The sequence below is a fragment of the Alphaproteobacteria bacterium genome (assembly GCA_025210155.1).
In the GTDB taxonomy this organism is placed as follows: domain Bacteria; phylum Pseudomonadota; class Alphaproteobacteria; order Rs-D84; family CASDRH01; genus JAOASE01.
On the sequence record JAOASE010000002.1, the window covers coordinates 47,975 to 69,814 of the forward strand.

21 protein-coding genes, 1 tRNA gene and 1 pseudogene are annotated in these 21,840 nt (G+C 30.5%); 8 read left to right on the plus strand and 15 right to left on the minus strand.

The features are described 5' to 3' along the window. The first annotated feature begins 14 nt into the window (after positions 1 to 14). A complete protein-coding gene (lnt, locus tag N4A44_00365) occupies positions 15 to 1,562 on the plus strand; it encodes an apolipoprotein N-acyltransferase (protein MCT4552102.1) in 1,548 nt (515 codons plus the stop codon). A gap of 79 nt (positions 1,563 to 1,641) precedes the next feature. Here the strand turns inward: lnt and N4A44_00370 are convergent, their stop codons facing one another. Both N4A44_00370 and N4A44_00375 read right to left on the minus strand, forming a co-directional pair. Next, positions 1,642 to 2,994 (minus strand): Mur ligase family protein, encoded by a 1,353-nt coding sequence (locus tag N4A44_00370; GenBank protein MCT4552103.1) that lies wholly within the window; start codon positions 2,992 to 2,994, stop codon positions 1,642 to 1,644. Between the two features lie 22 nt (positions 2,995 to 3,016). Beyond that, a complete protein-coding gene (locus N4A44_00375) occupies positions 3,017 to 3,532 on the minus strand; it encodes a hypothetical protein (GenBank protein MCT4552104.1) in 516 nt (171 codons plus the stop codon). 167 nt (positions 3,533 to 3,699) lie between these two features. Here N4A44_00375 and N4A44_00380 point away from each other — a divergent pair, with 167 nt between their 5' ends. Continuing rightward, positions 3,700 to 4,089 carry a MucR family transcriptional regulator gene (locus N4A44_00380; GenBank protein MCT4552105.1) on the plus strand — a complete coding sequence of 130 codons (390 nt, stop codon included), beginning with the start codon at positions 3,700 to 3,702 and terminating at the stop codon, positions 4,087 to 4,089. A gap of 31 nt (positions 4,090 to 4,120) precedes the next feature. Next, positions 4,121 to 4,861, plus strand: coding sequence for a hypothetical protein (locus N4A44_00385; GenBank protein ID MCT4552106.1), 741 nt, complete (start codon positions 4,121 to 4,123; stop codon positions 4,859 to 4,861). Positions 4,862 to 4,899: 38 nt separating this feature from the next. On the opposite strand, the gene N4A44_00390 is transcribed toward N4A44_00385, so the two are convergent. The 3 genes and pseudogenes from N4A44_00390 to N4A44_00400 form a co-directional block, all read right to left on the minus strand. Continuing rightward, complete coding sequence (locus N4A44_00390) at positions 4,900 to 5,427, minus strand: hypothetical protein (GenBank protein MCT4552107.1); 528 nt, start codon at positions 5,425 to 5,427, stop codon at positions 4,900 to 4,902. A gap of 68 nt (positions 5,428 to 5,495) precedes the next feature. Next, a pseudogene (prfB, locus tag N4A44_00395) lies at positions 5,496 to 6,527 on the minus strand (peptide chain release factor 2). A 50-nt stretch (positions 6,528 to 6,577) separates the two neighbouring features. Further along, a complete protein-coding gene (locus N4A44_00400) occupies positions 6,578 to 7,942 on the minus strand; it encodes a hypothetical protein (protein MCT4552108.1) in 1,365 nt (454 codons plus the stop codon). Between the two features lie 168 nt (positions 7,943 to 8,110). Between N4A44_00400 and N4A44_00405 the strand changes: the two genes are divergently transcribed. Beyond that, positions 8,111 to 8,195, plus strand: a tRNA-Leu gene (locus tag N4A44_00405). A gap of 34 nt (positions 8,196 to 8,229) precedes the next feature. Here N4A44_00405 and N4A44_00410 read toward each other — a convergent pair. Beyond that, entirely contained in the window at positions 8,230 to 8,604 is a 375-nt protein-coding gene (locus N4A44_00410) for a cupin domain-containing protein (GenBank protein MCT4552109.1), read from the minus strand. A gap of 202 nt (positions 8,605 to 8,806) precedes the next feature. Between N4A44_00410 and rpmH the strand changes: the two genes are divergently transcribed. After that, on the plus strand, positions 8,807 to 8,944 hold the full coding sequence (rpmH, locus tag N4A44_00415; GenBank protein MCT4552110.1) for a 50S ribosomal protein L34: 138 nt from the start codon (positions 8,807 to 8,809) through the stop codon (positions 8,942 to 8,944). Positions 8,945 to 9,215: 271 nt separating this feature from the next. Then, positions 9,216 to 11,075: an ABC transporter ATP-binding protein/permease gene (locus tag N4A44_00420; GenBank protein ID MCT4552111.1), complete on the plus strand. Its 1,860-nt coding sequence runs from the start codon at positions 9,216 to 9,218 to the stop codon at positions 11,073 to 11,075. A 249-nt stretch (positions 11,076 to 11,324) separates the two neighbouring features. Here the strand turns inward: N4A44_00420 and frr are convergent, their stop codons facing one another. The 9 genes from frr to N4A44_00465 all read right to left on the minus strand — a co-directional run bounded on the left by frr (position 11,325) and on the right by N4A44_00465 (position 18,491). Continuing rightward, on the minus strand, positions 11,325 to 11,882 hold the full coding sequence (frr, locus tag N4A44_00425; GenBank protein MCT4552112.1) for a ribosome recycling factor: 558 nt from the start codon (positions 11,880 to 11,882) through the stop codon (positions 11,325 to 11,327). A 125-nt stretch (positions 11,883 to 12,007) separates the two neighbouring features. Continuing rightward, positions 12,008 to 12,406 carry a hypothetical protein gene (locus N4A44_00430; GenBank protein ID MCT4552113.1) on the minus strand — a complete coding sequence of 133 codons (399 nt, stop codon included), beginning with the start codon at positions 12,404 to 12,406 and terminating at the stop codon, positions 12,008 to 12,010. 62 nt (positions 12,407 to 12,468) lie between these two features. Beyond that, the gene (locus N4A44_00435) at positions 12,469 to 13,086 is read right to left on the minus strand and encodes an OmpA family protein (protein ID MCT4552114.1); all 618 of its coding nucleotides are present in this window, start codon (positions 13,084 to 13,086) and stop codon (positions 12,469 to 12,471) included. A gap of 21 nt (positions 13,087 to 13,107) precedes the next feature. After that, positions 13,108 to 13,872, minus strand: coding sequence for a hypothetical protein (locus tag N4A44_00440; GenBank protein MCT4552115.1), 765 nt, complete (start codon positions 13,870 to 13,872; stop codon positions 13,108 to 13,110). A gap of 128 nt (positions 13,873 to 14,000) precedes the next feature. Then, a complete protein-coding gene (locus tag N4A44_00445) occupies positions 14,001 to 14,993 on the minus strand; it encodes a class II fructose-1,6-bisphosphate aldolase (protein MCT4552116.1) in 993 nt (330 codons plus the stop codon). A 377-nt stretch (positions 14,994 to 15,370) separates the two neighbouring features. Further along, positions 15,371 to 16,225 carry a 3-deoxy-8-phosphooctulonate synthase gene (gene kdsA / locus N4A44_00450; protein MCT4552117.1) on the minus strand — a complete coding sequence of 285 codons (855 nt, stop codon included), beginning with the start codon at positions 16,223 to 16,225 and terminating at the stop codon, positions 15,371 to 15,373. 96 nt (positions 16,226 to 16,321) lie between these two features. Beyond that, positions 16,322 to 17,161: a 3-deoxy-8-phosphooctulonate synthase gene (kdsA, locus tag N4A44_00455; GenBank protein ID MCT4552118.1), complete on the minus strand. Its 840-nt coding sequence runs from the start codon at positions 17,159 to 17,161 to the stop codon at positions 16,322 to 16,324. 207 nt (positions 17,162 to 17,368) lie between these two features. Further along, complete coding sequence (gene secG / locus N4A44_00460; protein ID MCT4552119.1) at positions 17,369 to 17,731, minus strand: preprotein translocase subunit SecG; 363 nt, start codon at positions 17,729 to 17,731, stop codon at positions 17,369 to 17,371. 262 nt (positions 17,732 to 17,993) lie between these two features. Beyond that, positions 17,994 to 18,491: a hypothetical protein gene (locus tag N4A44_00465; protein ID MCT4552120.1), complete on the minus strand. Its 498-nt coding sequence runs from the start codon at positions 18,489 to 18,491 to the stop codon at positions 17,994 to 17,996. A gap of 162 nt (positions 18,492 to 18,653) precedes the next feature. Between N4A44_00465 and N4A44_00470 the strand changes: the two genes are divergently transcribed. Continuing rightward, entirely contained in the window at positions 18,654 to 20,204 is a 1,551-nt protein-coding gene (locus N4A44_00470; GenBank protein ID MCT4552121.1) for an OmpA family protein, read from the plus strand. A 158-nt stretch (positions 20,205 to 20,362) separates the two neighbouring features. Next, a partial coding sequence (locus tag N4A44_00475; GenBank protein ID MCT4552122.1) for a hypothetical protein occupies positions 20,363 to 21,840 on the plus strand: 1,478 nt, incomplete at its 3' end.

Below are 21,840 nucleotides of genomic sequence, written 5' to 3' on the forward strand. Positions count from 1 at the left end.
GTAGGATTTATTTTATGAAAAGTTGGGTTGAAAAAGTAGTTAAATTTTTAAAGGAAAAAAAGATTTTTTCTTTGGCATTTTTAGGTTTGATTGTTGGTCTTTGTGAACCTAAAATTGATAGTCAAATTTGGTGGTTAAAATTTACTATAATTGGTGTTTGTTTAAATGTTTTTTATAGTGTTTTAAAAGATACTTTTAGTAAGAAGATTTCGTTTAAAGAATTTTACTTTTTAGTACTTTCATTTTTTTATGGATGGTTTTTTGTTTCGGCATCTTGGGTTGCTAATTCTGCATTAGTGAATGGGTTGCCATCTTATTTTGTTGTTGGATATTTTTTAATTAGAGTGTTTTTCCCTGTTGTTTTGGCAGGTGTTAAATCTATACCTTTTTATTTTTTATGGAAATATCAAAAAGGGCAAAATAATGTTTGGAAAGCGATTCTTTTTGCAGTTGTTTTTGTGTTGTCAGAGATGTTTTTAACTTTTGTTTGGCAAGGTTGGCCTTATGAATATATGGCTTATAATTGGTTTGAAGTGAAGAGTATGATTCAGCTGGTATCTTTACCGTTTATCTCGGTTTTTGATTTATCCTTAGTTACTATGCTTTTGATACTATCTTTTAGGTTTATTAATTTTAAAAATAAATCGATTCGACCGGCGTTTTTGGCATTTTTCCTACCTTTTGTGGTTACTATCTCTTTTGGATTTGTTAGGTTGAGTGGGTATGAAAAGTATGATGTATCTAAGTCGGATTTGAAGTTAGATTTTTATTTGTTTCAGGGTAACGCTCCTTCATATATAAAATATACTCCTAAGGTTATAGATCAAAGAAAAACAGATTTAATAAATATGCAATCTACTATTTCTTTGGATGAAAATTCTGATAGGATTCCTGTTTTTACTTTTTATGAATCTGCTTTGCAATATTATATAGGTGGCAGTAAACTTCATATAGAAGAAATTCAAAAAATCATTCCTAAAAATGGATATTTAATTTCTGGTCACTTAGCTTCTTTTGGATATATAGATCATAAAACTGATGATTTTGAAAGGAAGTTTTTTAACTCACTTTCTACATTTGATTCTAATGGAAATATTATTCATACTTATGATAAAAAAAGGTTGGTTGCTTTTGGTGAATACTTGCCTTGGTTTTTGAAAATTTTTGTTCCTGAAAATGGAGAGGGAAGTGGATTTTCTAATGGTGAAAATAGAGATGAATTATTCTTAAAAGATAGATTGTTTTTCTTACCTAAAATATGTCATGAAATTACATTTCCATTCTGGAATTTTAAATTCTGGAAAAAGAAAGATGATGTTGAAAAGTTTGCCATACTAAATGTTCTTAATGAGGGATGGTTTGCAGATAAGGTTTTAGATAAGCATTATATCATTTCTACATTTCAAGCAGTAGAAAATAACAAGCCTTTATTAAGAATTGCTAATACAGGTTTAACAGGGGCGATTGATAAATATGGTTTTTCTATGGATGGAATTTCAAACGGAGAAAAGAAAAAATATTTAAATAAAAATATTTCTGGTATTTTAAAAATTTCTCTGTAAAATATTTAGCATAAGGGGAAAAAAAAGAACTGGGTTTTTAATTCAGTTCTTTTTGATTTTTGACTTTGTTTAGAAAGATTTAATCTTTTAAAACTTTTTCAGCGAATGGAAATAGTTCAGGATCTCTTGCTCCCATTATCACAACAGCATCACCTTCTTTTAAATTAGGAAGACGATCTTTTAAGTTTTCTAACTTGTCTAAAAATTCTCCGTTTGTGATTTTATCAGCTACTATTTTTGAGCTTTCAAATTCTTTTGTTTTAAGATAAGTATCCATTAGATAAAGTTTATCTTCTTTTCTTAGTAGTTTATTAAATAAGTCTGGCATTTTATCTTTCATGTGAGTATGTGATACCATTCCGTGAGGTTGGTACATTAAGAATACTCTTTTATATATTTCTTGAAGAGCCGAAAGAGATGCTTCAATTTCTTCTACTGTGTGAGCAAAGTCACATATACTTGTTACACCATCTTTGTTATCACATATGCTTAATCTTTGTTTTGTTCCTTTAAAGTCTTTTAATGCTTCAATAGCTTCTTCACTAGTGATATCAAAGTTTGCCGCAGCTGCAATTGCACTAGTTGCATTATAGGCATTGAAATATCCTATTATAGGCATTTGAGCTTGTAGGTTATTTACTTTGAATGTTAATCCATTGGAAGAGCTTTTAATGTCTGTTATAAAATATTTTGCGCATGAGCAAGTTCCGAAAGAAACTGTTTCTATATTTTGATTTTTAATATTGTCACTTAATTTACAATTTTCATTTTTAATAAGTAATTTTTGAACATTGTTTTTAGCATAGTCTTCAAATACAGCTTTTGCATCTTCAATGTTTTCGAAATGATCGTTACCTACGTTTAGAACTATACCAACTTCAGGTTGGCATTGAGAGATGATATCATAAAAGCCTTTGCTTTTGTATGCTTCACCACTTTCGTCTATTTCAGCAACGATTATATTGCTTTTACCTATTACTAGGCGAGAGTTGTAATTAGTCATTTCAGATCCAGTTACTATTGTAGGATCTTTTTGGCATTTTTTAAGAATGTGGCCAACCATTGCTGTTGTAGTGGTTTTACCAGCTGTTCCAGCAACGCCTACTAATCTGTAGTTAGAGAAGAATTCTGCTAATTTTTTTGGTCTTAAGACAGATGGGATATTTAACTTTCTAGCTTTGGCTAAATCTTTTTGAGTTTCAGGTATAATTCTGTTAATGATTATTTCATCTGTGTTTTCATTAATACCACTTCCATCTTCTGGAAATATTTTAATACCTGCGTCTTCTAACTCTTTTCTTACTTCAGGTTTTACTCCTTTATCAAAGTATATATCTGATCCGCTAACGTTAGCTCCAGATGCTTTAAGTAATAATGCTAGTGGTTGCATTCCGTTTCCGGCTATTGCAGTAAAAAAGTAGTTCTTAGTCATTTCTTTTTCTTTCATTTTAGGATTAATAAATAGATATTTTTCTAACAGTATTTTTCTTTTTTTCTTCAGCTTCGGCCTCAGCTTTTTCTTTGGCTTCTACTTGATCTTCTTTATTTTTTTCATTAATAATATCTTCAGCTTTTTTTAATTTTAAAGCTTCTTTTATTTTTTTTGTGAATTCTTTGTTTTCACCCACTTCGATTCCTCTTATAGTTTGTTCTTCGAATTTATCTTGTAGGTATTCAGGAGTTCCGCAATCATATCCTGTTCTTTTCATAGCATCACATACGTCTTGAAATATAGGTTCGCAAAATTGAACAAATTCTCCGCAATCTCTTTCACCTTTATCTCTTCTTGATTCACTTACGTCTGCTGATTGAGCTTGAGTGCAATATTTAAAGTTGTTCATACATTTTGAAATAGAGTATACTTTTCTTCTACCAAATTCACCCCATTCTTGTTCTTCGGCTGCGTGTGTTATTGGTGTTGCAAGTAATGTATTTGCTATTAAAAAAGTTGCGATTTTATATAATTTCATGGCTCATTCCTTTTGTATATTATTTTATAAAAAAAAGCTTTTTTTAGCAAGGGAAAAAATAAATTGTAAATTGAATGTAAGTATTCTATAATATACTTAAGTATAGTTTTGAATTTATGCTTTTTTGTACGATCTAATCGTAATAAATAATTTTGATGAGGTGTTTTATGTCTGATAATAATATAAAAGAAGTTTTGATATCTTCTACGGCGAAGATTGTTGCCGCTTGTGTTGATAAAGAAGTTGTGTCTAAGGATAAATTGGGTAAATTAATAGAAGATGTTTTTAAATCATTGAGTAACTGCGCTCAGGGTAAATTGGGTAGTGGAAATGTTCCGGCTGTTTCTATTGAGGATTCTATTAATGATGATTATATAGTTTGTCTTGAAGATGGTAAGAAATTAAAAATGCTTAAGAGATATTTGAAAACTCACTATAATATGACACCTGAAGTTTATAGGAAGAAGTGGGGATTGCCTTTGGATTATCCTTTTGTAGCTCCTAACTATGCGAAGACTAGAAGTAAGTTAGCGAAGAATACTGGATTAGGAAAGTAATATAAATTGAAAAAGTTATGATGGGTGAACTATGGAAAAAAAATTGGAAATAAAAACTAGAGATGGATTTAGCATCTCAGGTATATATTATAATAAAGAAAAAAATCAAAAGAACTTGGTTATATTTTTACATGGATTAACAGGCTTGATAGATTCATATCTTATTAAAAGAAGTGTGGATTTTTTTTATCATAAAAATTTTGATGTTTTTGTTTATAATAAATATAGTGATGAAGAAATCGATGGAGTTAAGAAGAGAGCTTTATATGAAGGTTTGACTATGTCAAGACAGTCTCAAGATTTGCAAGATGTTTTTTATTATTTTAAAGAGAAATATGATAGTATCTATTTAGTAGGCCATAGTAATGGAGGATTAGCTATTGTAGTTGCTAATATTTTATGTTCTGGGCAGGCTTTGTGGGATCCTACTTTTAATCAAAATGTTTTAGAGGAGCAAGAATTTGTAATTAGGAAAAAAGATTTACCAATAGTTAATTGGGATGGTCAATATTATTTAATAAATGATGAGCTTTTAAAAAATTCTAAAATCTATACTAAAGATAAAGTTTCAGAATTATGCTCTAAGATAGAAGTTCCTACGAAAATAATAGTTGCTAGCAAATCAACTAAGTGGAATGATTGTTATGAGGGAAAAATTAAAAATTCAGATTTTGAAATTTTAGAAGACGCTAATCATAACTTTACTAAGTTGGGTCAAGTTGATGATGTATGTCAGAAAACCTATGAATTTTTTATGAATAAATGTAAATAGTTATGATAAAAAAAACCTCTCAATTGAGAGGTTATTTTTTATTTGTTATATAAACATCTGAAGCCGTATTCTTTAACTTCTCCGCCACCATATGTCGGTTTGTATTCTTGTAGGTCGTATTTTGTTAAACCTAGAGATGGTTCGTTGTAAACAGTGATAGGCATTCCGTTACCGCAAGTTCTGATCATATATCTATCAGCTACTGCAGAGATCATGTTTTCAATGGTATCAGGGTATGCTCTATTGTTATCAGACACCCATAGGACTCTAAATTCTTTTAATTCACCAGTATGGAATTTATATTGAACTTTGAAAGAGTGTCCTTTAAAAGTTTCCATTTTTTCTCTAACCTTATTTGAATACCATTTTTCTTTTACATACTCTATTTCAGATTGAGAAATTTCTTTGTTTCTTGCCAGGTTATCGTATCTATTTACGTCATTATATTTTTGTTCTACTTCTACGTCAGAAAAATTTTCAGAATCTCTGAAGTCGTTCATAGAACAAGCAGCTGTAGAAATTAGTGCTCCAGCAATTAATATGTTTTTGAAATTTTTGATTTTCATATCCTATCTCCCTGCATATTTAGATATATTTTATCATAAATTATGATTGTTTACAACAAGATTATTTTCTATCTTTTACCTATAAGGAATTTATCTATATTTCCGTTTAATACGCTTTGCACGTTACTCTCTTCGATACCGTTTCTAGTATCTTTTACTAGTTGGTATGGTTGCATAACATATGATCTAATTTGATTGCCCCAGCCAATTTCGCTTTTATTTGCATTGGCTTCGTTTGTTTCTGCTTCTCTTGCTGCTACTTCCATTTCGTATAATCTAGATTTAAGCATTTTCATACATTCTGCTTTGTTTTGATGTTGTGATCTAGAGTTTTGAGATTGTACTACTATTTTAGTAGGTAGGTGAGTTATTCTTACAGCTGAGTCAGTTTTGTTTACGTGTTGACCACCAGCTCCGGAAGCTCTGTATGTATCTATTTTTAGATCTTTATCTTCTATTGTTATTTCAATTTCTTCTTCTATTTTTGGATATATCCATACAGAAGCGAAGGATGTATGTCTTTTAGCATTAGAGTCGAATGGAGATATTCTTACTAATCTGTGAATACCACTTTCGTTTTTTAACCATCCGAAAGTGTTTTCTCCTTCTATTGAAATAGTTGCAGATTTAATACCTGCAACTTCACCGGATTGCTCTTCTATGATTTCATACTTGAATTTCTTTTGTTCTGCCCATCTGATATACATTCTTAAAAGCATTTCTGCCCAGTCACAGCTTTCAGTTCCTCCTGCTCCAGGGTGTATTTCTATATAGCAATCGTGTTTATCTAGTTCTCCAGAAAATCTTGTTTCTGTATTTAAAATTTCAAGTTCTGTTAGAAGGTTTTTGAAGTTGTTTTCAATTTCTTTTATTAGATCTTTTTCATTTTCTTCTATTGCTATTTTTAGCATTTCAGAATTATCTACTAGAGTATTAGAAAGGGTTGAGAATTTTTCTAATTTTTTCTCAATAGATTTTTTTTCTTTTAAAACTTTTTCAGATTTTTTTTGATTATTCCAGAAATCAGGTTTTTCAATTTCTTTTTCTAGATCTTTTAGGGTAGAGGTTAAAGTAGGTATGTCAAAGACACACCTTTATATTTTGAATTAACTCTGAACATTTAGATTTGATATTTTCTAGTTCTATCATATTAGAAGCCTGTTATATCAGTACATTGACTTAGATAAACTTTAAGTTTTGAACTTTGTAAAGCTGTTCTTGAATCGATAGGAACTAATCTGTCACCAACTTGTTTTTGAACAGAACAGATATTCATTCCTGTGTTGTTAGAACTTATTACAAATATGTTTGTTTTTCCAGACATGTTATTTACGTGACTTACGAAGCTATCAATATTATTTTTGCTTACGGCAGACCCAAATACGTTTTGACTTATTTGAGCATCAATTGGATTGTTAGCATCTACATAAGTTGGGTTTTCAAGTATTATTGAAAGTCTGCTTGTTGCAACACCAATGTTAGTAGTATTGATATTGTATATAACTCCATTTATTAAAGCATCTAGTTTTGAGCCATCTGAGTCAGCTGGAGCTACTGCAGGAGCTGAAGGTTGAGCAGAAGTTCTACCTTTTATTTTGTTTATGCTACTGCCTATTGCGTTAATGATGTTTGCATCACTATTTGATAGACCAGCATTGGCATTATTAATTCCTTTTTGCATAGCATAAGCATCTCTTTGTTTTGTTAGAGAGTTTGTTTGGCTATCAGGTGAATATAAATTTATGTCAGTAATTTCGAAATCATCTACACCACAAGCTGCCTTGGCTTTCATCATGTATGTAGAAAGTACCGCGTCTACTGTTTGTCTCCAGTTAGCTTCTTTCCCTGTGAATTGACCTGTAGTGAAGTTGTCTACATATCCCATAATATTAGATGCGCCCATGTTTCCTGCTCTTTCGAAGTCTCTTCTAACTTCGCCAGAACAAGATCCTTTTGCTCCATCAAAATATGAACCTGATGAAGAAATTACTTTCATGTGGCAATCTTTAGCTTTGTTTAATAAATCTTTTGCTCTTTGGCATTCGTAAGAGCTTTCTTTAGCACTTTGTTCGATGTTATTTTTTATAGATAAAAATCTTTCGATAGCTTTTGATTTGTAAGCTGAACATTTTTGTCTGTAATGTTCTTCTTGATTTGCAGGAACTACATAGAATAGATTTGCATCCATGAATGTAGATAGGTCAGACATAGAAGAATCTGCGCAATCTTGATAAACGCCATTTGAAACATCTATATCGTCGTAACAAGCTTTATCTAATGCTTGAAGTAATACAGAGATACAATCCTCTTGAGAGTATTGAGCTAGGTAATAATTGTTATACTGTTGTCCACCTACGGCCATGAAGCCACCGTTTCCATTACTTTTCATATAACCTATATGTTTTTGAGCATTTCTTTGGTTGGCGTACCTAGTATTTGTTACAAGAGAAAAGGCATCATTTGATACTAAAAATGAAGTTAAAAATATTGGTAATAGTGCTTTTTTAAGTTTCATAACCTATTTCTCCTAACTCAAGATATAGATAATTATATCAGAAAAAAAGCCTTCATGCAACTTTTTTTTAAACTCGCTATATAAGTGGTTTTTAATTTGTTTGGAATTATATTTTATGCTTGATTTTTATTTTTTATTCTATATATTTCTTTGTATTAAAATACTTATGGGATTGTGGCGGAACTGGTAGACGCGCTAGACTCAAAATCTGGTTTCTTCGGAAGTGGGGGTTCGATTCCCCCCAATCCCACCATTACTTTGCGGAGGTTTTGTACCTCTTTTTTTATTTAATGATTTCGTTTCCCGTCGAATACGCATACGAAGTATAGATCTTCTGTAGAAGAGGTGTTATATACTTTATGGAAAGCTCCATCTTCTATTTGAATTACGTCACCAGCTTTAACTTCAAAAATTTCTGTAGCATCTTCAGTTTGGGAAATTTCCATTTTCCCTTCACCTTTTATGAAGAAGTATATTTCTTCTTGTCCTTCATGTTTGTGTCCACTTGTATGTTTGTTAGGGTGAAGCGTTGTGCTGCTAAGGATTAAATTGTTTAGTAGTGGATTGTCTTGCACTATATATGTTTCGTTATTTTTTAATATGTTTCCCTTTATATCGTTAATATTCGTTTTGATATTTTTAATAGGGCTGAATTTTTTCATTAACATTTCCTTTTCTTATTTTATATGTTTTATATTATCTTTTTTATGGGTTTTTGTAAATAGGGAAGTTTCATTGATTTGTTTAGGAAAAAATGAAAAAAAAGCTTGCAAAATGGTTTTTTGTATGTAAAATGTCAGTACATTAATGATTAAGAAGTTTTAAAACGGGTGTTAAGCCGTTGCTTTATATGGAGATTTAACGATGAAAAGAACATTTCAACCATCAAACTTAAAAAGAGCTAGAAGACATGGGTTTAGATCTAGAATGGCATCTGTAGGTGGTATTAGAGTTTTAAATGCTAGAAGAGCTAAAGGAAGAAAAAAACTAACAACTGTTTAGTATATTTTCTGAATACGAAATATAGGTCTCTACTTCAAGCTGAAGTAGAGATTTTTTTTTGAATTTTTAAGTCTTTTAAATATTATATTGCAAATTTAAGAATTAAATTTGTTCGGTTATGTACTATTATGTACACGCCCTCAAAATTTATTCTTGCTTTACAATCTACTAAATTAAAATACTTAAAAAAAAATTGTAACAGATCTATTATAACTTGTATTAAATGGAAAATAGGATTATACTTTTAGGGAATTTAAAAAGGGAAAATATTATGTTTAAAAAATTGGGAAAGAATAAAAAGTTTAAACGTTTTGAGATAGTTGAAGAGGGTGACTATCAAATAGATGAAAGATATATTAAGAGAAATAAGGATGGTGATGTTAAGTTAATACCATTCTTTTGGCAGTTTTTTAGAAATGGGAAATTTCTATTTATTTTTGCTTTTACATTAATACAGTTAAGTAATCTTTTTTCATCAGCTATAATTCCTTTTTTGATAAAAGAAATCTTAAATATTATTGATGCTTCTCAAAAGGCTCAAGTTTTTAGCAATGTATCTTTATATATTTATACTTTTTTAGCTATTTTTTCTTTGACTTGGTTAATTCAATTTGTTGCTGATAATTATATAAATAGAAGATTTTATAGTCAAAAAAGAAAAGAGTTAAGATTATCTTTGTTCAATTATTTGCAAAAACATTCTTATAAATATTATACGGAAAACCCATCTGGAAAATTAAATTCTAAGATAAATTCTGTTTTGAGAGTTTTTAATATTATAGAAAATATTAATTGGTTTTATTTATATATAATTATATCAGTTATCTTTAATGGAATAGTGTTTTTTAGTATAAATAAATATCTTGGAATACTTATGTTTACTACTATGGCATTAATGTCATTAGCATATTTTTTCTTTAAAAAGCCAATTAAGAAGATTTCTGAAAAGAGAGAAAAACAAGGGTCTAAAACAAGTGGTGTTTATATAGATTGTTTTACTAACTTCTTGAATATGAAATTATTTTCTAGTGTTAAAAAAGAGAATAGATTTTTAAAAGATAGTGAGGATAGATATACTACTACAACTTATAATACTTGGGGTATAAAATCTTTCTTTTCTTTGAGTGTCTATTTGATAAGAGAAGTTATCGCAGTTCCTTTAGTTATTTTGTTATCAGTTTATCTTTATTCTAAAGGACAAATTAAATTTGGTGATTTATCATATTGTATATTTATGTTTTCTAGAATTGTAAATAACTTTAACATATTGTTGAGATACATTAGCCATGATTTAGATGCTGTGTCAGAGATTAGATCTGCGTTGAAAACTATTTTACAACCTATTGAGATAAAAGATAAAGAGGATGCTAAGAAGCTTTCTTGTAAAAAAGGTAAGATAGAATTTAATAATGTATACTTTTCTTATAATGGAAAAGATAGTGAAGTTCTTAGAGGTTTTAATCTTACTATTGAAGCAGGGCAGAAGGTTGGTATAGTAGGACATTCTGGAAGTGGTAAAACTACGTTTATGAATTTGTTATTGAGATTTTATGAAAAGCAAAAAGGTCAAATTTTGATTGATGGACAAGAGATTGCTGATGTGACTCAAGATAGTTTGAGAAATGCTATTTCTGTGGTTCCTCAAGATGCAGTTTTGTTTAATAGATCTCTTAAAGAGAATATTGTTTATGCAAAACCAAGTGCTAAGAAGAATGAACTTGAAAAAGTTGCTAAGGATGCTCATGCATTGAAGTTTATAGAAGGAACTGAGAAAGGGTGGAATACTATTGTTGGTGAAAGAGGTATTAAACTTTCAGGTGGTCAAAAGCAAAGAGTTGCTATTGCTAGGGCTATGTTGAAAGATGCTCCTATTATCTTTTTGGATGAAGCTACTTCGGCATTGGATTCTGAAACAGAGGCTCATATTCAAGGAAGTTTTAATAAGTTGATGGAGAATAAAACTTCTATAGTTGTTGCTCATAGACTTTCTACTTTGAAGCATCTTGATAGAATTATTGTTCTTGATAAAGGTAAGATTGTTCAAGATGGAACTCATGCTCAGCTTATTAGGAAGAAGGGGATTTATAAAGAGTTGTGGGATAAGCAGGTTGGAGGCTTCGTATCTGAGTAGATTTTAATATATGGGTTTCGTATATTTTACTTCATCTGCGTTATAAAAAGAACCCTCGCATATTACTTATACGCGTCGGAACCTTTTTATTTATCATCTAAATCAAATGATAGATTTCGTGATGAAATTTTTATTAATTTAAAAATGTATTGAAATTTTAAAGCAATAAAATGCATAGTGGAAGAAGTTGTGTAAAATATAAAAAAGAGGTGAGTTGATCACCTCTTTATTTTTTGATTTATGCTTTTATTAAACTGTCATTATGTCAGCTTCTTTTGTTTTAAGCATAGTATCTACTTCTTTGATATTTGTATCAGTTAAATCTTGAATTTGTTTTTCATAATCTTTTAGCATATCTTCAGAAATTTCTTTTGCTTTTTCTGCTTTTTTAATTTCGTCGATACCTTCTCTACGAATGTTTCTGATAGCTATTCTTCCTTGCTCAGCATAGTTGTTTGCAACTTTAACTAATTCTTTTCTTCTTTCTTCATTTAGTGGAGGAATAGGAATTCTAATTAAAGTTCCATCTGATGCAGGGTTAAGACCTAATTCAGATTCAATGATTGCTTTTTCTACTGCAGAGATGTTTGATCTATCCCATACAGAAACAGAAATTGTTTGAGAATCTGGAACTGAAAGTGTTGCACATTGGTTTAGTGGCATTTCAGATCCGTATATGCTTACTTTAACGCTGTCTAATAGGTTAATTGAAGCTCTACCAGTTCTTAATCCACTGAATTCATTTCTTAAGTGTTCAATAGATTTTTTCATTTTTATCAATAAATTGCTCTTTAGCTGATCTATCATTATATTCTCCGTAAATTATTTATAATTTTAATGTTGTTTATGTATTGTATTAATTTATGTATTAAATTGCAAGAGGGAATTAGGGTAAAAAATAACCTCTTAATCCTGAGGTCATTTATAATTGTTTACCAAACTAATTGATATCCTTTTTGTAACATACATTTTTTATACTGAGACGGTCTCACAGTTCCATGTCTTGGAGGTGTTGAAACTGATATTCTTCCTCCGGCATCAACGTATTGTCTGTTTTCGAAAGTTGCCCAAATTCCATCCCAATCTGGCATAACGCTAGGCGTTAATGGACTTATGAATTTTTCCATTTGAGATGGGATAGTAAGTCTATTAATTCCAAGACATTTTTTATGATCAGCTACGAATTTCTTAAATGTAACGTAATCGTTTTGCCAATGGAAAACAGTGGCTTGACCTATTTCGTCTTGGTACCTTGTTTTAGAAGGTGGAATTAAACATCCGCATAGTGCAAAGTTTAATAGAATTATTAATGTAGTTTTTTTAATTCCCATATTTTCCTCTAAGAAGTTTCTTGAGATTTATTTTATCATAAAAAAGTTTTCTTTAAAAGAATTTATTTTATGTATATAGAAGGGGTGATTCTTATTTCTATTCTATTGTTAGTTGCTCTTCCTTCTGGAGTAGTGTTAGGAGCAATCCATCTTGTTTCACCTAATCCATTAATAAATAATCTTTGTCCTTCGATACCTCTTCTCATAAGATCTTTAGTAACTGCTTCAGCTCTTATGATTGAAATCTTTTGATTTGTATCTGCGTTTCCACTTGAGTCTGTGTGTCCAGTAACTTCAATTAGAGTTTCATCATAATCTTTAAGGATTTTTGTTAATTTATTTAGTGTTGTATCTTGGCTTGGATTTATTGCAAAATCAGATGAAAGAATTACGTGTTTTGGTATTATTAAAACAAGGTCTCTACCGGCTTGATTTATAACGAATTCAGAACTTTCTAAATCTTTAACAACTCTTTTAGATATAGAGTTACTGTAAGCATCTACTTTTTCAAATTGAATAGGTTGAATACCTATTTTTAAAAGTTCTTTGCTTTTAAGTGCTTTAGCATAACCAGTCATAGCTCCGTAAGATGGTTGTCCTGGAACTTCTGTAGATTTGTTCATTGTTGAACATGCGTTAAGCATAATTATTGAAAGAAATGTTAAGCTTATTTTTTTCATAAATCTATTCCTTTGTTTAAATTAAAATCTGTATGATAAACCAACTCTAACAACTGGGAAAAAATCTTCAGGTAGATCTTCTTTGATGTTTTTTTCTTCTTGAGCTAATTGAGCATCTATTTCTGAAGAAAGGTCTACCGAACCTCCGTTGGCAGTTCCTGTTCCAGATAGCATTACATCGTTAGCATCTTTATCAAGGAATATTATACCAGCATCAATTGTTAAACCTAGTCCCCAAAGTATTTCAGATTGGTATCCGATTCCTGCATAAGGACCTGTTAGGTCATAATCTATTACTGAAGAAACTTCTGCACCTGGATCAAGGGTATATTCTGTTCCACCGATATTTATAGTTGGATCTACAAGATTGTCTACAGATGCAATTGCGTGCCCATCCATATCACCCCAGTAGTATCCACCAGAGATTCTGATGTTTCTTAAAATAGGAACTTCGTTGAAAAGGTAAAAGTCTATTAGAGCACCTTGAGTTTTAGTATCTATACCAACTTCTTTGAATTCTTCACCATCTATTTCGAAATCTTCGATAGTATCGTCAAATGTGTTGTAGTTAAATCTGAAACCTACGTGACGTCCTAGCATTGTTGTAGCATATTTATTTCTGTATCCGATTTCTCCAGTGTATCCTGTTGTACCAGCACCAATACCTAAAGTTATGTCAGAATTTCCGCTAACTCTTTTTTTATTTTTTCTTATAACTGCTTCAGCATCGTTTGATGTCGTAGTAACAGATAGTGCTATTAAAGATAATAAAACTTTTGTTTTCATAAATTTCCCCCGTCATGATTTTTTCATGAATTTATTTTATTGAGAAATTGTAAAAATATCAAGAGATTTATTTTTAAAAAAGTAGTTCAAAGTTATGAACTACTTTAAGTTTTGTTTGTTTGTAAATATTATTTACCAGAACCAAGAACGTTTATGTTTTTATGTTTATAAAGTTCTTTTAGAGCTTCTCTTGCATCGCCAAGGTATTGTCTTGGGTCAAAATGAGAAGGTTGTTCAGCAAAGTGTTTTCTGATAGCTGCAGTCATAGCAATTCTACCATCTGAGTCGATATTGATTTTGCAAACAGCAGATTTAGCAGCTTTTCTAAGTTGCTCTTCTGGAATACCAATTGCATCTTTTAATTCTCCACCGAATTTGTTTACTGTAGCAACTTCGTCTTGTGGAACAGAAGATGATCCGTGAAGTACGATAGGGAAACCAGGAAGTTTCTTTTCGATTTCTTCTAGGATGTCGAATTTAAGAGAAGGTGGTAAGTAAATACCATCAACTAATTCACATTGTTCTGGTTTGAATTTGTTAGCTCCGTGAGAAGTTCCGATTGAAATTGCAAGAGAGTCACAACCTGTTTTTTCTACGAATTCGATTACTTCTTCTGGTTTAGTGTAGTGAGCTACTTCGTGAGATACTTCATCTTCAACTCCTGCAAGAACACCTAATTCACCTTCTACAGTTACATAGTTTTCTTGAGAGTGAGCATATTCTACTACTTTTTTAGTTAGTTCGATGTTTTCTTCGAATGGTAAGTGAGAACCGTCGATCATTACTGATGAGAAACCAGAGTCGATACAGTCTTTACATAGTTCGAATGAGTTACCATGATCTAGGTGAAGAGTGATAGGAATGTTATATCCTTTTTCTTTAGCATAGTCTACAGCTCCTCTTGCCATACCTTTTAATAGAGATGGAGAAGTGTATTTTCTTGCACCGTTTGATACTTGTAAAATTACTGGAGAATTTGTTTCACCGCAAGCGTCTATGATTGCTTGAAGTTGTTCCATGTTGTTGAAGTTATATGCTGGAATTGCATATTTACCTTCCATAGCTTTAGCGAACATATCTTTAGTGTTTACTAAGCCTAATTCTTTATATGATGTAGTCATTATATATCCTTTTTAATATTAAGGTTTTGGGGATTTAACTTCATCTGATCACAATAAATATTTTTAATCTTTGGCGATTGAGTACTATATGTACACAATACCAAATCTAAAAAACATTTTTGCTTCCATTTAAAGCAAAATTACCAAAACTTTGTGTGGAAATATTTCCTTATTAAATTTTTATTTGAATGTATTTTAATTTATTTCTTGTGGGAATACAAGAATAATTTTTTTTAACTTTTTTAGCTGTTTTTATATATAAACTTTAATAGATTTTTAAATTTTTTTTTAAATTATATATTTGATTATAAATCAATGAGTTTAAAATAAAAATAACCCTCCTTTTTATAGGAGGGTTTTTGATTAAGCACAATTTGTTATAAAACAAAAGGCTTTGCATTTTTTACATGTTTATCCAGTGCTATTATTCCAGATAAGAAATCTTCTACTCTGTTTAAAGGGAATTGACATTCTTTGTCGCAAAGAGCTTTTTCTGGGTTTTCATGGATTTCCATAAATAATCCAGCAATTCTTTGAGAAACAGATGCTCTGCATAAAAGATCTATTATACTTCTATTTCCTCCGGTTGTGCTTCCAGAACCAGGCTTCTGAGCAGAGTGAGTTCCATCAAAGATTACAGGGCTATTTGTCGCTTTCAATTCTTCAAATGATCTCATGTCTACCATTAAATCTTTCCCTCCAATAGTAGTTCCTCTTTCAATAAGCATAATGTTACTATTTTTAGAGTCTATACATTTTTTAACAGGGAATTCCATAGCTTCGGCAGCTAAAAATTGTCCTTTTTTTATACTTATTATTTTTCCGGTTTTTGCTGCAGCTACTAATAAATCTGTTTGTCTGCATAGGAATGCAGGTATCTGTAGAATGTCTACATGAGGAGCAACAAGTTCAGCTTGGTGGGCTTCATGTATATCTGTAGTTACAGGGACATTTAATTCTTTTCTAATTTTATCAAATATCTCCATAGACTCTTCAAATCCTATTCCTGTAAAAGATTCTATAGATGATCTATTCGCTTTATGAAAAGAGGATTTAAAAACATAGTTTATTCCTAGTCTTTGACTTATTTCTTTTAATGTTTTTGCAATCCGAAATGCCATCTCTTTATTTTCTATGACACAAGGTCCGGCGATAAAAAATAGAGGACTTTCATTAGAAACTTCAAAAGAGTTATTTCCATTTGGAGATTGGATAAAGATTTTATTGTTCATATGTTAAGTTTTTAAATTATTATAGGAGGAAGATTTTAAAACATATTATTATTAAGTCAATAAAAAAGCCCTTCTTTTTGGAAGAGCTTTTGTTAGTTACATACCGACTTTAATTTCAGGTTGTTTTTTTATAATGTTATCTAATTCTTTAAGTTGAATTAGGGCATCTTTTAGATTTGCAAGATAGAATTGTTGAGATCTATCGCAAATTGCTTTTTGTGGGTTTTCATGAACTTCCATAAATACTCCAGCTATTTTTTGAGATATACCTAATTTTGCAAGTCCAAGAACATATTTTTGTAATTGACCAATAGATTCTCCATTGTTGTCTCTTAGTTGAACTGGATGAGTGCTATCTAAAATTACAGGGTGTTTGAACTCTTTCAATTTTGGAAATGCAAGAGGGTCTACGAAAACTCTATCTCCGTTGAATGTTCCTCTTTCGATAAGCATTACTTTTTCATTACCTGAGTCTATAACTTTTTGAGCTATTCTACCGTTCTCTTCTTTTTTTACAAATTGAGGAGATTTGATACTTACTATTTTTCCAGTTTTTGCTGCAGCAATTAATAGGTCTGTTTGTCTTGCAAGGAATGCTGGTATTTGTATTATATCAACATAAGGTGCAATCATTTCTGCCTGTTCTGGAAGATGCATATCTGTTGTGGTAGGTATGCCAAGTTTTTCACGAATTTCTTTGAAAGCAGCCATAGTTTTTTCTAAGCCAAGACCTCTATCATTATATATAGTGGTTCTGTTTGCTTTATCAAAAGAAGCTTTGAAAATGAAATTAATTCCAAGTTCATCTGTTATTTTTTTGATTTCTGTTGCTAGGAAAACTAGCTGTTCGTGACTTTCTGCAGCACATGGTCCTGCAATTAGAGTAAATGCTTCGTTATTACCAATATCGAAGCCGTTTAGACTTATTTTTTTCATTTTTTATCCTTTCTTAATTTATAGTCTTCCTTTTAAAGACCGTATAAATTTGTAAAAAAAATCTTTTATAGTTAGCCATTCTAACGGTATAAAATCATAAATTTACTTAGTAAATGATAATTAAAATTTGTTTGGAGTCAAACTATTTTGAAAATAAAAAAGAACCTCAATTGAGGTTCTGATTTTTTAAGATTGAAAATCCTATTTCTACTCAGCTATTGGAGCAACGTTTTTATTTTCTTCAATCATCATTTCTTCTGAAATAGTTGTATCTGCTTTTTCTTCAATAGAAACTTCTTTTGTTTCAGTGTAGTTTTGTAATGCAGATTTTTCAGCTTTATGTTTGTTTGAAACTAGAATAGCTAATAAGATTGTGATAACAAAGAAAGCCATTCCTAACCATATAGTTAATCTTGTTAAAAGGTTTCCAGCTGATGAAGTGGTTAATACACCACCCATTTTGCCGCCGCCGCCCATTCCAAGAACGCCACCTTCACTTCTTTGCATTAGAATAATTGCTATTAATAAAATTGCTACTATTACGTCTAAAGTCGACAATATATTTATCATTTTTTAACTCCATCTTTTCCACATAAAATTGCGGAATTTAAAATAATAATTTTGCGGTCATGTATTACTTATCCACTCCCTTAAAATTAATTTTATTCCACAACTTTCTGAAGAAAAATCTGGGTAAAAAAATTATACCTAAATTTGATCTATGTGGAATTATTTTAATTCTTTTTTAATTTGTTGTAAGTTTAGCATTTAATTTTGTTTTTACAATAAAAAAAATCTCCCGATTGGGAGATTGATTTATTTTGTTGAAGCTTTAGCTCGCTTTAGAGAATTCTTCTTTTTTCATTTTGATGATTTTAGTTTCTTCTTCAAGCTTACTTTTTTCACCATCGTTTGAGAATTCTAGTTTTTCACTTGTGTCATCTGTACCTAGATAAACTGATAAATTAACAACACCTTTTTTATAATCTTTAATTATTTTTTCTGTTTTCTCTTTTTCTTCTTTTGGATCTACGTTTGACATTAAAAATCCGTGATGTTGTCTTCCGTAGTGCTTATTACTTTCTAGAATTTTTGTAAGTAAATCTTCTGAGTAACCAAGATATTTTTCTAAAAGAGAAAGTTCTATTTCATTTATAGAATGATAGTGAGCTAATTCGTTCAATCTTTCTAAAAGATATTCAATATGAGCTACTTTTTTAGGATTTGGTTTTTCCATAGAATCAAATTTATCTTTGTGGAAAAAGATTTTTTCTTTTAAATCGCTCAGTCTTTTTTTTAGAAAGCTATGTCTTCCGTCTATACTTTTCATATTATTGTACCATCTTTCTTTTTTATAATTGTTGACTTATTTAAGCACACTTTTTTTTCCTTGTCAAGTTTTTGTTCTAATAATTTTACTTGTTATTCATTGTGATTTTTGGTAGAATAACAATGTTTATTACTCTAAAAATGTATTAGAGGGGAGTTTTTTATGTTAGAAGTTTTTAAAAAGTCTAAGAAATCTAAGAAAAGTATGAAGTTTGGCTTTGTTTTATTGGTTATTTTTGTTTCTTTTCTTATCTCTTTGAGGAATGCAGATTCACGTGTTTTAATTCCTGATTATGATGAAACCCCAGTTTCTGATTATAAAATGGAAGATGATTTTTATTCAGATAAATTTGTTTCTATGGATAAATTGCGTTCAGTTTCTAAAAGTTCTTATTTAGCGCAAATACAAGCGTTAGATTTTTATGGTGTTAATAATGATAATATGTATTTAAAGTTTTTAGGCATTTATTATAAGTCATATGCTTTTTATATGAGAGATTATTTAGGAAACTCTGCTGAAGCAGAGCATTTTGCTAAGAAAGCTTTGTTGGCTTATAAAGGTCAAACTCCTGTTGTAGATGATTTAAATAGTAGAAGAATTAATGTTGGACAGGCAGTAGATTTGAGTTTGTCTATTGATAGATTTAGAGAAGCTTTAAATGCTGAGATTTATATTAAATATCCTTTGGATATGGCTTATTCTCAAGTTAATTTGGATTGTTGGTTAGAGAGACAATCTAATAATTCAGCATTTCATCAAATGGCTTCTTGTCAAAATGCTTTTTATAAAAAGATGGATAAAATTTTTGAGAGCTATGATAGACATGGTTGTATAGAATGTGAAAAGAAAAAGATTGCTATGGCTTCTAAAAAATCTGTTAAGGAAGTTAGAGTTTCTGAAACTAGAATTGTAGAGACTAGAGAAGTTCCAAAAATTCCTTTGTGGGATATTCAGCCAAAGAACTCAGGTGCTAAAAAGCATTTTGGAGATTCTAGGGAGTTGATAGAGTATAAAAGATTGGTTAAAGAATTAACAGATGTTCAGAAGGCTAAGGCAGATGCAGAGCAAATGAATGCTAAGAGAATGGCTATATTGCAAGAAGAATTAGCTATACTTAGAGAGCTTGTTAAACAAAGTAAAAAGAAAGAGTGTACGGCTGATAAGCCTTGTCCAGATGTTAGTTTGGATGAGATAAAAGCTGAGATAGCTGAATTGAAAAAGTTAATTAAGGCTAAATCTGTACCTGGTCCTGAAATCAATATAAATTCTGTTATTCCTGCTAGTAGAACTGTTGAAAGTAAAATAAAAGTTATAGATGTTGAATATCAGGAGGCTATTAAAAAGAAGGTTGAAAAAGAAGCTAAGGGAGAAGAGGTAGTTATTAATTTTCCTGTAGAAACTTTCTTTGATTGGGATCAATCTACTTTGAAATCAAAATATAGATTTTTAGTAGAAGATGCTGCTAAGTATATTAAGAAAAATAAATTAACTTCAGTTGTAGTTGAAGGTCATGCAGATACCTCTGGTGATAGATCTTATAATATGAAGCTTTCTCAAAGAAGAGCAGATGCAGTTAAGAATGCTTTGATTTCTTATGATGTTCCTAATTGGTATATTAAAACTGTTGCTAAAGGAGAGGAAGATCTTAAGGTTCAAACAGGTGATGGAATTGCCAACCCTGAGAATAGAAGGGCAGTAATATTAATTAAATAGTTTTTATACTAAAAAGTGTATAGCTCTGTTTTTACAGGGCTTTTTTTATTCTTTGTGAAAACATAGGTTTTCTGTATGTTTTTTTATGAAATATGGGCTTTACATTAAGTTGAAAATTTGTTATTTTACTATAAATTTTATATGGGAGAGCGAACTTTATGTTTGAAAGATTATGTTTTGTTTTTAAAAAAAGCTTGTTAGCTTTTTTATTTTTAGGATATTCATCGGTTTTTGCAGCGACAGATCAAGAAAAATTAAATTTTAGATTTGATACTAGTAAAATGGATAATTGTACCTTTATTCCTATTTATGCTATTAAACCTTTTGGAGCTTCTATTAATTTTGATAAAGGAAAAGTTCAAAAATATAGATATGAAGGGGTAGATTTTTACAGAGTTTTTACTAATTTCAGAAAGCCGGAAGAATGGGCTGCTGATAGAAAACAAATGTATAAGGATAAGTATGATTTCCCTATGCCTAAGTGTATGTATAAAGGGGTAAAGGTTGATAAAATAGCTTTTTGTTTTTCTATGATGATGGGTGGTAGAGAAAGTACAAGAAAAAAGGATTATATGCAAAGTAAAATGGATAAGTTTTGTATTAGTGGTCCTGATAATTTGACTGATGGAAATTCTTTTAATTATGATGAACCTAATAATGGATGGACTGGAGCCGATTTGGAAGGTGATTATTATGCCAATGAATTAGGTTTTGTTGATGGTGGTTATCATTTTCATTGGGGAGATAAAGAAACTCATGGACATTCTTTAGGTAAAAGAGGTGTTAAAGATAAAGATGTATGGACTTCGAGAGTTGTTGGTCAAAATTATTATCCAGATAAGAAAGCTAAATGTACTGTTGATAAAGGCTGGAAAAGTCAGTTAATACCTCCTGATTATGGTAGAGGTCATAAAATTTGGATGAAAATTAATAGATATATTCCTTGTGATTATTGTGCTGAGAATGATGGTATTCACACTAGTGAAAGGTGTTGTAAAGGAACTCAAACAAATTCTAATTCAGGTACGTCTACAAATGTTTGGGATTCTAATAATAAAAAGTGTTGTCCTAAAGGTCAAGAGTGGGATACTGCAACAAATAAATGTAAAAATACACTTGTGTGTCCGACTCCTAAGGAAGGTATAGCCATCCCTGAAGGTTGTTCTTGTGGTTATGGTCTTTATGAAAAGAGTGGACATTGTTGTCCATCTTATACTGATTGGAATTCTTCTCAAAAAAAATGTGTTTCAACTTGTAAAACAGGACCTTGGAAAGATGTCGCTTTTAAAGTTTCAACAGATATGAAATCATGTTTGAAAGAGCAGGAAAGAACTAGAGAGGGATGTCCTTTTTCTGTGGAAAGAACTAGGGAAATATCTGCGGCAGATTCTGATTGTTGGTCAGGTTGGGGACCTTGTGAAAAATCAAAAAGTAATGAGAACTATTATCAAATGAGATTATGTAAATCTAGTACTAAAGGTTGTTGGTCTAGTGGAGGTAAAAAATTTACAGATATTAGAGAGTGTACACCTTGTTCTGATTCAGGTAAAGGTGGATTTGGTCAGTCAGTTAAGTGTGATGGAACTTGTAAGTCAGGTTTAGTTAAAAGTGGTGATAAGTGTGGTTGTCCTAGTGG